This is a genomic window from Pseudomonas sp. TYF_14, from assembly GCF_043105275.1.
Lineage (GTDB): Bacteria > Pseudomonadota > Gammaproteobacteria > Pseudomonadales > Pseudomonadaceae > Aquipseudomonas > Aquipseudomonas alloputida.
In genome coordinates this window covers 1-13,770 of the sequence record NZ_JBICLK010000037.1, presented here as the reverse complement: position 1 = coordinate 13,770, position 13,770 = coordinate 1, and the positions used below count along the sequence as shown (strand labels likewise).

Sequence of the window (13,770 nt, the reverse complement as noted above, 5' to 3'; positions counted from 1 at the left end):
CCTCTTGACGGTGTGTAGGTAAATCCATTTTACCGGTGAAAGATTCAGGCTATGCAGGGTTTTAGATGACACGCACGGGCCATAGATCACAGTCGGTGTGGACTTGTTACCTACGCTAGCGGGGAAAACTTAACTGAAACTTAATTCGAAGGCTCTAGAACGGGCGTTCCAGATGAAAAAGGCGGGAACTGGATAATAGCAAAAAAACATCAGTTGCCAATATGTATTAGCGCAATTATTGGTTGTTATTAGTTGCGTTGTGAGCAATGCGCAGCCCCCTGTGGGGGGTGGGGTTCATGTCAGAACAGCGCCATCTGCCCACCCGGTGGGCAAAACGCCGAGCAATCCAGCGCCTGCGCCTCGCGCCCTTCGAAATCCAGCCGTTTCATTGCCTTGGCAAAGCGCTGCGCCAGCAACTCGGCAAATACTCCTTCACCACGCATGCGCACGCCGAACCGGCTGTCATACAGCTCGCCACCGCGGCTCTGGCGGATCAGGCTCAACACATGCGCCGCCCGCTGCGGGTAATGGTCCTGTAGCCACTGCTCGAACAGCGGCGCCACTTCCAGCGGCAGGCGCAGCATCATGTAGGCCGCACTCTGTGCGCCAGCCTCCTTGGCCGCCTCCAGCAGGCGTTCCAGTTCACTGTCGTTGATCATCGGAATCATCGGCGAACACAAAACACCCACCGGTACGCCCGCTTCACGCAATACCCGGATGGCCCTCAACCTCGCACCGGGTGAGGCTGCTCGGGGTTCGAGCACCCGTTTGAGGCCGTCGTCCAGCGTGGTCAGGCTGATCATCACCCGTGCCAGGCGCTGGCGGGCCATCTCGGCCAGCAGGTCGAGGTCGCGCAGCACCAGTGAACCCTTGGTGACAATGGTCACCGGGTGACGAAAACGCAGTAACACTTCGAGCAAGCGCCGGGTCAGTAACTGTTCGCGCTCGATCGGCTGGTACGGGTCGGTGTTGGAGCCCAGATTGATCGGCGCGCACACGTAGCCCGGTTTGCTCAATTGCTGTGCCAGCACCTCGGCGGCGTTGGTCTTGGCAATCAGTTTGGTCTCGAAATCCAGGCCGGGAGAAAGGTCCCAGTAGGCGTGTGAGGGGCGGGCATAGCAGTAGATGCAGCCATGCTCGCAGCCACGGTAAGGGTTGATGGAACGATCGAAAGGGAGGTCGGGTGAAGTGTTGCGGCTGATCACCGACTTGGCTGTCTCGATCCGCACCTCGGTACCCTGGGTTTGCGGCACTTCCTGGTACCAGCCATCATCTTCCGCCACCGAATGACCAGGGGCAAAGCGGTTGTGTGGATTGTGCGCCGTGCCACGGCCCTTTTGCGGTACTGGAGGAATCATGGCTCACCTGAATACTGTATTAATATACAGTATCGTGCACACCGGGATCTTACCAGCACCTCTGGTCTGACTACTTCAGGCCATGCCAGCGCACATACGCTGCCTGGCTCGATTGCCGCCCATCCCAGACAGACAGCGCTTAGGGCTGCAGCACTGCACCAAACAACGTCTGCGCCAATTGCTGCAACGCACTGACAACAGAATTCAGCGGGAAGTAATCGCGCAGCGCTTCGGCAGGAAAGTCGCTGCACGATGCACACCGCAGGTACTCGAAATCCCAGGGTACCTGTCCATGCCAGCCCGGGCATTGCACCCGGGCGGCATGACCGTATTACTCAGCCGGCTTTTTCAGCTTCGGATTTGGGAAGAACTGCACGGTCTGCACCTTGGCCGGCGCGGCTTTCGGCGCCAGGTGGTTGACCCGCGTGCCCAGTTCCTTCGGCACCGACAAGCCCTGCTCGTTGAGGGTGTCGGTAAAGCCGCAGGCCACACACTCGCGGTGCGGTACGCCGTCTTCGTTCCACATCATCAGCTTGTCGGGCTCGCTGCACGCCGGGCACACGGCACCGGCAATGAAGCGCTTCTTGGTCTTGTTCACAGCTACCTCACTCATGCTGCAGCGTCCTCGGTGAGACCACTGTGGCGCAGCAATGCATCGATGGAAGGCTCACGGCCACGGAAGTCGACGAACAGCTCCATCGGCTCGCGCGAACCACCACGGGCCAGGATCGCCTCGCGGAAGGCGCGGCCGGTCTCGGCGTTCAGCACGCCTTCTTCCTCGAAGCGCGAGAAGGCGTCAGCCGACAGCACTTCGGCCCACTTGTAGCTGTAGTAGCCCGCCGCGTAACCGCCCGCGAATATGTGCGCAAAGCTGTTGGGGAAGCGGTTGTAAGCCGGCGGGCGCATGACCGACACCTCGTCACGCACACCTTCGAGCACCTCCAATACGCTGCGGCCGTCGCCATGGCTTGCGTGCAGCTCGAAATCGAACAGCGAGAACTCCAGCTGGCGCACCATCATCATGCCCGACTGGAAGTTTTTCGCGGCCAGCATCTTGTCCAGCAGGTCCTGGGGCAGGGCGGCGCCGGTTTCGTAGTGACCAGAAATCAGTGCCAGGCCTTCCGGCTCCCAGCACCAGTTTTCCATGAACTGGCTTGGCAGCTCGACCGCATCCCAGGCCACGCCGTTGATGCCGGACACGCCGGCATGCTCGATGCGAGTCAACATGTGGTGCAGGCCGTGACCGAATTCGTGGAACAGGGTGGTGACTTCATCGTGGGTCAGCAACGCGGGCTTGCCGGGCGCGGCCGGGGTGAAGTTGCACACCAGGTTGGCCACCGGGCTCTGCAGCTGGCCGCCGGCGGTGCGGCGACGGTCGCGGGCGCCGTCCATCCAGGCGCCGCCACGCTTGTTGGCGCGGGCGTACAGGTCGAAGAAGAAACGGCCAACGTGCTGACCGTTTTCCTTGATCTCGAACAGGCGTACGTCCGGGTGCCAGCTGTCGAAACCTTTGAGCTCGGCGATTTCGATGCCGTACAGGCGCTGCACGATGCTGAACAGGCCTCCCAGCACCTTGTCGATCGGGAAGTAGGCGCGCAGGGCTTCCTGCGACACGCTGTAGCGCTGCTCGCGCAGCTTCTCGCCAAAGTAGCCGGCGTCCCAGCTGGCCAGCTCGGGGCAGCCTTGTTCGGCAGCGTAGGCCTTGAGCTGTTGCAGATCCTGGGCGGCGAACGGCTTGGAACGCTTGGCCAAGTCACGCAGGAAGCTCAGCACCTGGTCGCTGGACTCAGCCATCTTGGTGGCCAGGCTCAGCTCGGCGTAGTTCTTGTAGCCCAGCAGTTCGGCCAGCTCCTGGCGCAGGTCGAGGATTTCGCGCATCACCGGGCCATTGTCGAACTGGCCGGCATTCGGGCCCTGGTCGGAGGCGCGGGTGCAGTAGGCGGCGTATAGCTCTTCGCGCAGGGCGCGGTCGCTGGCGTAGGTCATCACCGCGTAGTAGCTGGGGAATTCAAGGGTGATCAACCAGCCGTCCAGGCCCTTGGCCTGGGCTGCAGCGGCCATCTGCGCCTTGGCCGAATCGGTCAGGCCGGCCAGCGCAGCTTCGTCGGTAACATGCTTGGTCCAGGCCTGGGTGGCGTCCAGCAGCTGATTGGAGAAACGGCTGCCCAGCTCGCTGAGCTTGCTCTGCACTTCGGCGTAACGCTGCTGCTTGTCCGCCGGCAGGTCGATACCCGACAAGCGGAAGTCACGCAAGGCGTGCTCGAGGATAGTCTTTTGCGCCACGTCGAAGCCGGCAGCCTCAGGGCTGTCGATCAGCGCCTGGTAGGCTTCGAACAGCGCGCGGTTCTGGCCCAGTTCGGTAGAGTAGGCGCTCAACGCCGGCAGGCACGACTCGTAGGCCTCACGCAACTCGGCACTGTTGCACACCGCATTGAGGTGGCTGACCGGGCTCCAGGCGGCGCCCAGGCGGTCGTTCAGTTCGTCCATGGCCAGCACCAGGCCGGCCCATGTAGGGTTCTTGCCCTGCTTTTCGAGGATCTCGGCAATGGCTTTACGGTTGTCGGCCAGGATCGCTTCGATCGCCGGCAACACGTGTTCGGAACGAATTTGCGAGAAGGGCGGCAGATCGTGGGATTGCAGAAGCGGGTTGTTCGCAGTCACGGTTTGGATACCTTGGCAGAAGAAACACTGCCCCATCTTAATTACAATCGACGCCGACCGCAGCAGGCAGCCTGCCTATCGGCACAGATGAGAGACGCTATCATGGCCATTCGCAGCTTCCAGCAACACACTCCGAAAGTTGGGCCCAGGGCCTTCGTCGACCGTTCGGCGGTGGTGCTGGGCGACGTGGAGATCGGTGAAGACAGTTCGGTCTGGCCGTTGACCGTGGTGCGCGGCGACATGCACCGCATCCGCATTGGCGCGCGCACCAGCGTGCAGGACGGCAGCGTGCTGCACATTACCCACGCCGGGCCTTTCAACCCGGACGGTTTCCCGCTGATCATCGGCGACGAAGTGACCATCGGGCACAAGGTGATGCTGCATGGCTGCACCCTGGGCAACCGTATCCTGGTGGGTATGGGCAGCACCATCATGGATGGTGCCATCGTCGAGGACGAAGTAATCATTGGCGCTGGCAGCCTGGTGCCGCCGGGCAAACGCCTGGTCAGTGGCTACCTGTACATGGGCAGTCCGGTGAAACAGGCCCGGCTGCTGAACGACAAGGAGCGCGCATTTTTCTCCTACAGCGCCGGCAACTACGTGAAGCTCAAGGACCAGCACCTGGCCGAAGGCTACGATCAACCTGAATGACCGCATTCGCGGGCATGCCCGCCCCCGCAGGTTGAGTGGCCCCTTCAAGGCCTGCGCTTTACCTGTGGGAGCGGGCATGCCCGCGAAGAAGGCCACGCAGCACTCAAGTGGAACCCTGTACATGCACCAGCAAAACATCCTCTTCGACCTCGACGGCACCCTGACCGACCCACGCCTGGGCATCACTCGCTCGATCCAGTACGCCCTGGCCAAGCTGGGCATCGACGAACCGGACCTGGCCCGCCTCGAACACTTCATCGGCCCACCCCTGCTGCAGGCTTTCATGCAGTTCTACAGCTTCGACGAAGCCAAGGCCTGGGATGCGGTGAACTTCTACCGCGAGCGCTTCCGCGTGACCGGTCTTTACGAAAACCTCGTGTTCGAAGGTGTGCCGGAGTTGCTTGAGGCCCTGAACGGGCAGGGCCGCACGCTGTACATTGCCACCTCCAAACCATGGGAGTTCGCCCGCGAAATCGCTCGGCACTTTGCGTTCGATCATCACTTCAAGGTGATCTACGGCAGTGAGCTGGACGGCACGCGCACCAACAAGGTCGAGCTGATTCGCCATTTGCTGGATGAAGAAGGGCTGGACCCGGCGCACACCCTGATGATCGGGGACCGCAAGCATGACCTGATCGGCGCGCGCAGCAACGGGCTGCAGGCCGTCGCGGTGGGGTACGGGTTTGGCAGCCGGGAAGAGCTGATGGCAGAAGAACCCGCTTTCCACTTCGCCACGGTAGCCGATTTGCACCAGGCTTTTAGCAAGGCTTGAGGGCCAGCAGGGCTGCTCTGCAGCCGGCCCTCCCACATTGATCGGCGTCCGCAGGGCCTTTGTGGGCCTTGTGGCGCGAGGGGCCGCAAAAGCGGCCCAAAAATCTCAACGGCTAACCATCAGACGCTGCAGCGCCGCTTTCCTTGCTTCAATCGGCAACCGCCCCAAATGCTCGACCCGCGCGTAGAACCGAACCCAATTTCCACCCACCTCACGAAACAGCGCCGCAAACGCCGGCACCCACTGGTCATATAGCCCGAACGGCAACAACTTGGCATTACTCATCGGCCCATACATCCAGGCGTCATAGCGCTTGTCACCGCCCCACTGGCCATCACGCACCTGCCGGTATTCACGCCTCAAACGCTCAAACTCGGCCTGCTTGGCCCGGCGCTTGTGTGCATCATCCAACGGCCCCGCATAAATCGCCTGCAATCGCTCCCGGCTGGCCAACACCAGGCGGATAAACTGGTCGCGCTGCTTTCCCTGATCCCCGCCAACCGCCGCCAGCCCACGCGCCACACGCCATTGCCGCGTGCCTTCCTGCTCGACGAACGAGGCAAACGACTCATTGAACTCGGTATCGTCCAGCACATAGAAGCGCTGGTGGGCCAGTTCATGAAAGATCAACGTAGCCAGGCGCTCATCGCCCCAGCCCACCATCGACGACAAAATCGGGTCATCGAACCAACCCAGGGTCGAATAAGCTTCCACGCCGCCCACGTACACATCCAGCCCGTCCTGACGCATCAACGCCGCCGCGCCTCGCGCCGCGCCTTGCTGGTAGTAGCCGCGGTACGCCACGCACCCGGCAATCGGAAAGCAGTGCGTTACCGGTTGCAACGACAACTCGGGCGTGGCGAACACATTCCACACCACGTAGGGGCGTCCAAGGTCGGCGTATACCCGATAGCTGCGGTTGTCTGGCAGTTTCAATTGCTGGCTGGCAAACAGCCGCGCCTGTTCGGCCTGTTGCAGGTGCGCGCGCAAGGGTGCAGGGGTAGCAGGGTCGGCCAATACCTGCTCTACAGGCTGCCGCGCCCGCAGCAACTGCCACTGGCCCTGCGCCAGCTGCCCGTAGTAGGCGACATTGCTGCAACCGTTCAGCAGGAACGCCGCAAACAGCGGAACCAAACGGGTGAAAATGCGGTCGAGTGCCCCAAGGCCTGAGCGCTGCATAAGAAAAAGTCGAAGCATCCGGGACTGTCTGACTCGCTCAAGACCATTTCGCTCCAAGACTATCTCGCCAATGGGGAGTTTCGCCATGCGTGCATTATTGGTCGCCGGCTCAGTGTTGTTGATCTCTGCCTGTTCAACATTGCCAGACCCAGACCCGAACCAGGCCTGGATCGACCTCACCCGCTACGACAATACCTCGCTGGATGCCGTGCAGGTCGATGAGCGTGACTGGGCTGACAGCCGCTATTTCGAGGTTCAACCCGGCAGCCACGAACTGACCGTGCGCTATCAGTTTCCGGTTAACCCCAGCAATATCGGCCCCGTCGATGAGCCACTGTGGCGCGATTGCCAGGTCAAGCTGACCTTCAAGGACTTCAGCGCCGGGCAGCGTTATCAGCTGCAGGCTGGCAGCATTGGCTTCCGCCCTTGGATAAAACTCTACGACCACCAGCAAAAACTGCTGGGTCAAGGGCTGCCGGCGGGTTGTCAGCGCACCTGAACCGCACAAACGGCGCTATGCTTGTTACTTGTAAATCGCAAGTGGGAGTTTTGCCATGCGCCAGCCCATGATGCTGATCGCCCTCAGTACACTGGGGGCTTGCGCCAGCCCCTTGCCGCCCGTCGACCCCAAGCAGGCCTGGGTCGATCTGTACACCATGACCCCCGGTCGGGTGATCATGGCCGACCGCCTCGACGGCAAGCGCCTGGACGATGGCCGGTACTTTCAGGTGACACCGGGCAAGCATGAACTGGTGGTGCGCTTCGATTATGAAATCTACTCGGGCGGCCTCATGTCACAACCCAGGGACCGAACCTGCTACCTGACCGTCCGCTTTGACAACTTCAAGGCCGGCGAGCGCTATCGCCTGGAAGCGCGGGCGCCGGTGATGGAGCCGCAGGTGCTGCTGTATGACGCCAACCGCAAGGTGGTGGTGAACGAGCCTAGCGAAGTGTTCTGCATCCCGTGAGTGTGGGGCTGCTTCGCAGCCCGGGGCCCTGATGCTTATCGATCGTTCTTTTGATAGATGATCTTCTTCGTCCCACCATCGCAGGTCCCGACGACCATGTTCTGGTCCTTGACCTCGCTGTTGGGCACGATCTCCAGCGTGTAGGACGAAACCCCTTGGGCCTGGATCTTGGCCTCGATCTCGGCTTTCAGCTCCTCGCATGGCTTGACGGCCGCCAGCGCAGACGTGGCGACAAGGGAAGCCAACACAGCGATAGCTACGCGAATCATGGAACGGCTCCTGGAAAGGGCAGTGGCGCTGCCGACGTTCTTTAGACTACAGCAAACCACTACCGTTGCACCGTTTCACCCCACCAGCGCCGCATCCAGGCTGATCTTTGCATTCAAAACCTTGGACACCGGGCAGCCTTCCTTCGCCTTGTTGGCAATCTCCAGGAACTGAGCCTCGCTGGCCCCGGGTACCTTGGCCCTAAGCACCAGATGCACCGCGGTAATGGCAAAACCGTCAGCTTGCTTGTCGAGCGTCACCTCTGCAGCCGTGTCGATCCGCTCTGCGGTAAGCCCCGCCTCGCCGAGCATCATGGATAGCGCCATCGAGAAACAACCGGCATGGGCCGCGCCAATCAGCTCCTCCGGGTTGGTGCCGGGTGTGCCCTCGAAACGTGTGTTGAAGCCATAAGGGTTCTGCTTGAGTGCGCCGCTTTCGGTAGAAAGCAGACCTTTTCCATCCTTCAGGCCACCTTGCCAGATCGCCGATGCTGTCTTTTTCATGATGCCTCCTGGTCACTTGGTTGCTTACCTAGGGTTCAGAGGCCTGCCGCCTGCCGCAAGTTCAGAGCAATATGCTTGCAGGCATTGAATCCAACGAACGCGCCCATACAGAGTCAAAAAGGCCTCTGGCCAACCACTTTTGCGGAGGCTCCATGACGCAGCTGCGTGACCTGAAGATTTCCACCCTGGACCTGGTGCCCGTACGCGCCGACGCTGGCCCCGCGCAATCGCTGCGCAACTCGCTGGACCTGGCGCAGCATGTCGAGCGCTTTGGCTATAACCGCTTCTGGGTAGCCGAGCACCACAACATGGACGGCATCGCCAGTTCGGCGACTGCGGTGCTGATCGGCTACCTGGCCGGGGGAACCTCACGTATTCGCGTGGGCTCTGGCGGGGTGATGCTGCCCAACCATGCGCCACTGGTGATCGCCGAGCAGTTCGGCACCTTGGCCAGCCTGTATCCGGGGCGTATCGACCTTGGCCTGGGCCGTGCACCGGGTTCGGACCAGATGACGGCCTATGCCCTGCGACGCGACCGCGCTGGCGGCCCGGACGACTTCCCGGACGATGTCGAGGAGCTTTCGCGCTACCTCGGGCCACGCACTGATGATCAAAAAGTGATCGCCGTACCGGGGTACGACACCGACGTGCCGATGTGGTTGCTGGGATCCAGCCTGTTCAGTGCCCAGCTGGCGGGCATGCGCGGCATGCCCTACGCCTTCGCCTCGCATTTCGCGCCACGCTACATGCACGAGGCCATTCGCGTGTACCGCAACCATTTCAAGCCCTCGACCACGCTGGACAAGCCGTATGTGATGCTGGGCATTCCCATGGTGGTGGCGCAGACCGACGAGAAGGCCGAATACCTGGCCACCTCGGTCTACCAGCGCATCCTGGCGCTGATTCGCGGCCAGAGCCTGATGCAGAAGCCACCCGTGGAAAGCATGGATGGGCTGTGGTTGCCCCATGAGCGAGAGACGGTGGGCAGCTTCCTGGGGCTGGCCATGATCGGCAGCCCGCGGAAGGTAAAGGCCAAGGTAGAAGTGCTGCTGGAACAGACGGGTGCGGATGAGCTGATCTTTACCTGTGACCTGTATGAGCATGCGGACCGCATTCGGTCATATGAGCTGATGGCGCAGGCCCTCAAGACCGAGTGACCCTCGTCGCGGGCTCGCCCGCTCCCATAGGTTGACTTGGGAGCGAGCAAGCCCGCGAATGAGCAAACAAATTAGCCGCGGCGGTAAACAATCTCCTTGGTACCGGCCTCGCAGCTACCAATCACCTTGCCCGCCGGCTCGCCTTTCTTGACGATCTCCAGCTTGTAGCCAGTGACGCCCTTGGCATCCAGCTTGGCCGCAATTTCCGCCCTCAGTTCCTCGCACGGTTTGCCCGCTGCCAGCGCACCACCGGCCAGGGTCATCAGGCCCAGCGCCAGAATCAGTTTGTTCATCACTCGCGTTCCTTGTGCAGATGAAATCAGAAGGGGCCCCACCAAGGCGCCCCTTTTCTGAATACCTCATCACGCCGGGATCATACAACCCGACGTTGTTTCAGCTATTGGCGATACGAAAGCCGACCTTCAGCGTGACCTGGAAGTGCGCCGCTTTGTTGTCGCGGATATGGCCGCGGGTATCGACCACTTCGAACCATTCCAGGTGCTTGATGCTTTTACCGGCTTCGGCCAGAGCATTGTTAATTGCCTCTTCGATACTGGTGGGCGAAGACCCGACCAGTTCGATTTTCTTGTAGGTGTGATGATCGGTCATGAGTGCTCTCCATGGTTGACAGTGAGATTCAGCCTAGCAGCGCAGGCCTGGTTTACCTGCGAGCGGTCACTGTCTGCGAAAGTTCGATCGCACTTTCACGCAGCCCAAGGGTCGCAATCCTTACAGCCCATACTGCAAAGGAGAGTCAACATGCACCGCAACTCGCTGCGTAAAACGTCCCTGGAAAGCATGGAAGCGGAGATCGAGAGCCTTCTGAAAAGCTTGGAAAACCTCAAGCATGATGCGTCGGAAGAGTCCCAGAAGTCGGTGAAGGCAATCCGCAGCAACGCTGAAAGCGCACTGCGTCATTCGCGCAGCCTACTGAGCGATGCGTACGAGGAAGTGAAGCAGCGCACCCGCCAGACCGGCAAAGCCACCCGGGACTACGCCCAGGAACACCCCTACACCACCGCCGGTGTGGCCATTGGTGCGCTGGGCCTGCTGGCGGCCTACCTGATATGCAAGCGAAACTAAGCGCTCTGCCGCGCAAGTTCCGCCCTTAACCACTGCGCCAACTGCTCGGCGCGCCCGTCTGCGGCGCGCCGTGGCACCCACAATGCCAGCGCCGCCTGGGTAGGTGAAAAGCCCCAAGGCGCACTCAATCGGCCCGCCCGCAGGTCATCGGCGACCAGCGGCTGCGGTGCTATCGCCACGCCCAATCCGGCCACGGCAGCCTCCAGCAGGTAATACAGGTGCTCGAAGGCCTGGCCATAGTGAATGGCCGCCGGCTCCAGGCCCTGTTGCACCGCCCAGGTCGGCCAGGCTTGTGGGCGTGACGTGGTGTGCAGCAAGGCTTCGCCCAGCAGTGCCTTGGCGGGCGCGCCCTGCAAGCGCTGGAAACCTGCGAAATGCGGGCTGAGCACCGGCCCGATGCATTCCTCGGCCAGCACATGCACCTGCATGTCCGCTGGCCACGGTGGCTCGGCATACACCAGCAACGCATCCAGCCCGGGCCGCCGCGGGTCAAGGTCGCCCTCACCCGCCGACAGGTGCAAGCGCAGCTCAGGCAAATCCGCCTGCAACCGCCCCAGCCGCGGAATAAACCACCGCGCCAGCAGGCTGCCCGAGCAGCCCAGCACGAATGGCGCCTCGCTCACATCACGGCTGAGCTCGGAACACACGCTGCGCAGCCGGTCGAAGGCCTCACCGCTGGCATCGCGCAGACGCATACCGGCATCTGTGAGTTTGATGCCACGCCCGTCCTTGACGAACAGGGCTACGCCCAGATGCTCCTCAAGCACCTTGATCTGCCGGCTGACAGCGCCGTGGGTGACGTGCAGCGCTTCCGCCGCCTGGCTGACACTGTTCAGCCTGGCTGTAGCCTCGAAGGCGCGCAGGGCATTGAGGGGAGGGAGGTCGTGGGCCATTTTACCTGTGAGTTTTTCTGACAAGTTTACGCAATCTTATCGGTTTTCAGCCGAGCTTGCCGTGGTTAGAGTAAAGCCCATCACTCATTCACTACGCCTTGGAGCGCCCCATGACCCAGTCCCAATACCGCCCCGGCCCCGACGCCAATGGCCTGTTCGGCTCGTTCGGCGGCCGCTACGTGGCCGAAACCCTGATGCCACTGGTGCTGGACCTGGCCCGCGAATACGAAGCGGCCAAGGCAGACCCCAAGTTTCTTGAAGAGCTGGCTTACTTTCAGCGCGACTACATCGGCCGCCCCAACCCGCTGTACTTCGCCGAGCGCCTGACCGAGCATTGCGGCGGAGCGAAGATTTTCTTCAAGCGTGAAGAGCTCAACCATACCGGCGCGCACAAGGTGAACAACTGCATCGGCCAAGTGCTGCTGGCCAAGCGCATGGGCAAAAAGCGCCTTATCGCCGAAACCGGCGCCGGCATGCACGGTGTCGCCACCGCCACTGTCGCCGCGCGCTTCGGCCTGCCTTGCGTGATCTACATGGGTGCCACCGACATCGAGCGCCAGCAGGCGAACGTGTTCCGCATGAAGCTGCTGGGCGCCGAGATCGTGCCGGTTACCGCCGGCACCGGTACCCTGAAAGACGCCATGAACGAAGCCCTGCGTGACTGGGTTACCAACGTCGAAGACACCTTCTACCTGATCGGCACCGTGGCTGGCCCACACCCGTACCCCGCCATGGTGCGCGACTTCCAGTCGATCATCGGCAAAGAGACCCGTGCCCAGTTGCAAGAGAAGGAAGGCCGTCTGCCAGACAGCCTGGTTGCCTGCGTCGGCGGCGGCTCCAATGCCATGGGCCTGTTTCATGAGTTCCTCGAAGAGCCGAGCGTGCAGATCATCGGCGTTGAAGCCGGTGGCCACGGCGTACACACCGACAAGCATGCCGCCAGCCTGAACGGCGGCGTACCGGGCGTGTTGCACGGCAACCGCACCTACCTGCTGCAGGACCAAGACGGCCAGATCACCGATGCCCACTCGATTTCCGCAGGCCTGGACTACCCGGGCATCGGCCCGGAGCACGCCTATCTGCATGAGGTGAAGCGCGTCGAGTACGTCAGCATCACCGATGACGAAGCATTGGATGCGTTCCACGCAACCTGCCGTCTGGAAGGCATCATTCCAGCCCTGGAAAGCTCCCACGCCTTGGCCGAAGCGATCAAGCGCGCACCGAAGCTGCCCAAGGACCACCTGATGGTCGTGTGCCTGTCGGGCCGCGGCGACAAAGATATGCAAACCGTCATGAACCACATGGCCGCCCAGGAGAAACAGGCATGAGCCGTCTTGAACAACGCTTCGCCGAGCTGAAGGCCGAAGGCCGCTCGGCACTGGTCACCTTCGTCACAGCTGGCGACCCGGGCTACGACGCCTCGTTGCAGATCCTCAAGGGCCTGCCGGCTGCTGGCGCCGACGTGATCGAGCTGGGCATGCCGTTCACCGACCCGATGGCCGATGGCGTGGCCATCCAGCTGGCCACCCTGCGCGCCCTTGAAGCTGGCCAGACCTTGGTCAAGACCCTGCAGATGGTTCGCGAATTCCGTGTGGATAACCAGACCACGCCGATCGTGCTGATGGGTTACTACAACCCTATCCACCGCTTTGGCGTGGACACGTTCGTGACTCAAGCCAAGGAAGCGGGCGTCGATGGCCTGATCATCGTCGACCTTCCGCCAGAGCACGACGCCGAACTGGCTACCCCGGCCCAGGCCGCAGGCATCGACTTCATCCGCCTGACCACCCCGACCACCGACGACGCGCGCCTGCCGCGCGTGCTGGAGCGCAGCTCCGGGTTCGTCTACTACGTGTCGGTGGCTGGTGTGACCGGTGCCGGTTCGGCGACCACCGAGCATGTGACCGAAGCCATTGCCCGCCTGCGCCGGCATACCGATCTGCCGATCAGCGTTGGCTTCGGCATTCGCACGCCGGAACAGGCTGCGAACATTGCCCGCTTGGCGGATGGTGTGGTGGTGGGCTCGGCACTGGTCGACAAGATCGCCCAGGCCAAAAGCGCCGATCAGGCGGTGACCGATGTATTGAGCCTGTGCTCGGCATTGGCTGAAGGGGTGCGTGGCGCACGCCGCTAAACCGCGTCGTCTGCTTCGCGGGTAAACCCGCTCCTACGGGGCCAGCGCCACCCTCTGGCTCTGCGATATCGTTGTAGGAGATCACCCAGCCCTTCCGGGCTGCGCTGTCGCGCAGCAAACATGAGGTGTACGGCTTCAGTTCCG

17 protein-coding genes are annotated in these 13,770 nt (G+C 62.0%); 8 read left to right on the top strand and 9 right to left on the bottom strand.

Translation table 11 applies throughout. From position 1 onward, the window contains the following. Positions 1 to 299: 299 nt before the first annotated feature. The 3 genes from ACF8O8_RS12365 to prlC form a co-directional block, all read right to left on the bottom strand. Positions 300 to 1,358 carry a PA0069 family radical SAM protein gene (locus ACF8O8_RS12365; RefSeq protein ID WP_350298400.1) on the bottom strand — a complete coding sequence of 353 codons (1,059 nt, stop codon included), beginning with the start codon at positions 1,356 to 1,358 and terminating at the stop codon, positions 300 to 302. Between the two features lie 331 nt (positions 1,359 to 1,689). Beyond that, entirely contained in the window at positions 1,690 to 1,971 is a 282-nt protein-coding gene (locus ACF8O8_RS12360; RefSeq protein ID WP_010951500.1) for a YheV family putative zinc ribbon protein, read from the bottom strand. Beyond that, positions 1,968 to 4,055 (bottom strand): oligopeptidase A, encoded by a 2,088-nt coding sequence (gene prlC, locus ACF8O8_RS12355; protein WP_392509771.1) that lies wholly within the window; start codon positions 4,053 to 4,055, stop codon positions 1,968 to 1,970. The genes ACF8O8_RS12360 and prlC overlap by 4 nt, the downstream gene beginning before the upstream one ends. A gap of 66 nt (positions 4,056 to 4,121) precedes the next feature. On the opposite strand from prlC, the gene ACF8O8_RS12350 reads away from it, so the two are divergent. After that, complete coding sequence (locus tag ACF8O8_RS12350) at positions 4,122 to 4,670, top strand: gamma carbonic anhydrase family protein (protein ID WP_004575263.1); 549 nt, start codon at positions 4,122 to 4,124, stop codon at positions 4,668 to 4,670. A 121-nt stretch (positions 4,671 to 4,791) separates the two neighbouring features. Then, a complete protein-coding gene (locus ACF8O8_RS12345; RefSeq protein ID WP_004575264.1) occupies positions 4,792 to 5,442 on the top strand; it encodes an HAD family hydrolase in 651 nt (216 codons plus the stop codon). A gap of 105 nt (positions 5,443 to 5,547) precedes the next feature. Here the strand turns inward: ACF8O8_RS12345 and ACF8O8_RS12340 are convergent, their stop codons facing one another. Continuing rightward, positions 5,548 to 6,621 (bottom strand): aminopeptidase, encoded by a 1,074-nt coding sequence (locus ACF8O8_RS12340; protein ID WP_392509770.1) that lies wholly within the window; start codon positions 6,619 to 6,621, stop codon positions 5,548 to 5,550. 85 nt (positions 6,622 to 6,706) lie between these two features. Here ACF8O8_RS12340 and ACF8O8_RS12335 point away from each other — a divergent pair, with 85 nt between their 5' ends. After that, positions 6,707 to 7,120 (top strand): hypothetical protein, encoded by a 414-nt coding sequence (locus ACF8O8_RS12335; protein ID WP_020191562.1) that lies wholly within the window; start codon positions 6,707 to 6,709, stop codon positions 7,118 to 7,120. 55 nt (positions 7,121 to 7,175) lie between these two features. Continuing rightward, complete coding sequence (locus ACF8O8_RS12330; RefSeq protein WP_010951495.1) at positions 7,176 to 7,589, top strand: lipoprotein; 414 nt, start codon at positions 7,176 to 7,178, stop codon at positions 7,587 to 7,589. Positions 7,590 to 7,624: 35 nt separating this feature from the next. Here ACF8O8_RS12330 and ACF8O8_RS12325 read toward each other — a convergent pair whose 3' ends face one another. Together ACF8O8_RS12325 and ACF8O8_RS12320 are read right to left on the bottom strand one after the other, a co-directional pair. Next, entirely contained in the window at positions 7,625 to 7,858 is a 234-nt protein-coding gene (locus ACF8O8_RS12325; RefSeq protein ID WP_020191563.1) for a DUF1161 domain-containing protein, read from the bottom strand. Between the two features lie 75 nt (positions 7,859 to 7,933). Continuing rightward, positions 7,934 to 8,359, bottom strand: a complete 426-nt coding sequence (locus ACF8O8_RS12320; protein WP_003253070.1) for an OsmC family protein — start codon at positions 8,357 to 8,359, stop codon at positions 7,934 to 7,936. A 152-nt stretch (positions 8,360 to 8,511) separates the two neighbouring features. Between ACF8O8_RS12320 and ACF8O8_RS12315 the strand changes: the two genes are divergently transcribed. Continuing rightward, positions 8,512 to 9,516, top strand: a complete 1,005-nt coding sequence (locus tag ACF8O8_RS12315) for an LLM class flavin-dependent oxidoreductase (RefSeq protein ID WP_010951493.1) — start codon at positions 8,512 to 8,514, stop codon at positions 9,514 to 9,516. Between the two features lie 71 nt (positions 9,517 to 9,587). On the opposite strand, the gene ACF8O8_RS12310 is transcribed toward ACF8O8_RS12315, so the two are convergent. Beyond that, the gene (locus ACF8O8_RS12310) at positions 9,588 to 9,809 is read right to left on the bottom strand and encodes a DUF1161 domain-containing protein (protein WP_049588427.1); all 222 of its coding nucleotides are present in this window, start codon (positions 9,807 to 9,809) and stop codon (positions 9,588 to 9,590) included. 100 nt (positions 9,810 to 9,909) lie between these two features. Then, complete coding sequence (locus ACF8O8_RS12305) at positions 9,910 to 10,125, bottom strand: dodecin (RefSeq protein WP_003253076.1); 216 nt, start codon at positions 10,123 to 10,125, stop codon at positions 9,910 to 9,912. Positions 10,126 to 10,275: 150 nt separating this feature from the next. On the opposite strand from ACF8O8_RS12305, the gene ACF8O8_RS12300 reads away from it, so the two are divergent. Continuing rightward, on the top strand, positions 10,276 to 10,599 hold the full coding sequence (locus ACF8O8_RS12300) for a YqjD family protein (protein WP_014589231.1): 324 nt from the start codon (positions 10,276 to 10,278) through the stop codon (positions 10,597 to 10,599). Here ACF8O8_RS12300 and ACF8O8_RS12295 read toward each other — a convergent pair. Continuing rightward, on the bottom strand, positions 10,596 to 11,492 hold the full coding sequence (locus tag ACF8O8_RS12295) for a LysR family transcriptional regulator (RefSeq protein ID WP_350298403.1): 897 nt from the start codon (positions 11,490 to 11,492) through the stop codon (positions 10,596 to 10,598). The genes ACF8O8_RS12300 and ACF8O8_RS12295 overlap by 4 nt on opposite strands. Positions 11,493 to 11,602: 110 nt before the next feature. On the opposite strand from ACF8O8_RS12295, the gene trpB reads away from it, so the two are divergent. Continuing rightward, positions 11,603 to 12,820: a tryptophan synthase subunit beta gene (trpB, locus tag ACF8O8_RS12290; protein ID WP_010951489.1), complete on the top strand. Its 1,218-nt coding sequence runs from the start codon at positions 11,603 to 11,605 to the stop codon at positions 12,818 to 12,820. Further along, complete coding sequence (trpA, locus tag ACF8O8_RS12285; protein ID WP_010951488.1) at positions 12,817 to 13,626, top strand: tryptophan synthase subunit alpha; 810 nt, start codon at positions 12,817 to 12,819, stop codon at positions 13,624 to 13,626. Before trpB ends, trpA begins: the two co-directional genes overlap by 4 nt. The last annotated feature ends 144 nt before the right edge of the window (positions 13,627 to 13,770 follow it).

Coding starts and splice junctions, on each gene's coding strand:
- ACF8O8_RS12365 (WP_350298400.1), bottom strand. CDS start 1,358: ATGATTCCTCCAGTACCGCAAAAGGGCCGTGGCACGGCGCACAATCCA.
- ACF8O8_RS12360 (WP_010951500.1), bottom strand. CDS start 1,971: ATGAGTGAGGTAGCTGTGAACAAGACCAAGAAGCGCTTCATTGCCGGT.
- prlC (WP_392509771.1), bottom strand. CDS start 4,055: ATGGGGCAGTGTTTCTTCTGCCAAGGTATCCAAACCGTGACTGCGAAC.
- ACF8O8_RS12350 (WP_004575263.1), top strand. CDS start 4,122: ATGGCCATTCGCAGCTTCCAGCAACACACTCCGAAAGTTGGGCCCAGG.
- ACF8O8_RS12345 (WP_004575264.1), top strand. CDS start 4,792: ATGCACCAGCAAAACATCCTCTTCGACCTCGACGGCACCCTGACCGAC.
- ACF8O8_RS12340 (WP_392509770.1), bottom strand. CDS start 6,621: ATGCAGCGCTCAGGCCTTGGGGCACTCGACCGCATTTTCACCCGTTTG.
- ACF8O8_RS12335 (WP_020191562.1), top strand. CDS start 6,707: ATGCGTGCATTATTGGTCGCCGGCTCAGTGTTGTTGATCTCTGCCTGT.
- ACF8O8_RS12330 (WP_010951495.1), top strand. CDS start 7,176: ATGCGCCAGCCCATGATGCTGATCGCCCTCAGTACACTGGGGGCTTGC.
- ACF8O8_RS12325 (WP_020191563.1), bottom strand. CDS start 7,858: ATGATTCGCGTAGCTATCGCTGTGTTGGCTTCCCTTGTCGCCACGTCT.
- ACF8O8_RS12320 (WP_003253070.1), bottom strand. CDS start 8,359: ATGAAAAAGACAGCATCGGCGATCTGGCAAGGTGGCCTGAAGGATGGA.
- ACF8O8_RS12315 (WP_010951493.1), top strand. CDS start 8,512: ATGACGCAGCTGCGTGACCTGAAGATTTCCACCCTGGACCTGGTGCCC.
- ACF8O8_RS12310 (WP_049588427.1), bottom strand. CDS start 9,809: ATGAACAAACTGATTCTGGCGCTGGGCCTGATGACCCTGGCCGGTGGT.
- ACF8O8_RS12305 (WP_003253076.1), bottom strand. CDS start 10,125: ATGACCGATCATCACACCTACAAGAAAATCGAACTGGTCGGGTCTTCG.
- ACF8O8_RS12300 (WP_014589231.1), top strand. CDS start 10,276: ATGCACCGCAACTCGCTGCGTAAAACGTCCCTGGAAAGCATGGAAGCG.
- ACF8O8_RS12295 (WP_350298403.1), bottom strand. CDS start 11,492: ATGGCCCACGACCTCCCTCCCCTCAATGCCCTGCGCGCCTTCGAGGCT.
- trpB (WP_010951489.1), top strand. CDS start 11,603: ATGACCCAGTCCCAATACCGCCCCGGCCCCGACGCCAATGGCCTGTTC.
- trpA (WP_010951488.1), top strand. CDS start 12,817: ATGAGCCGTCTTGAACAACGCTTCGCCGAGCTGAAGGCCGAAGGCCGC.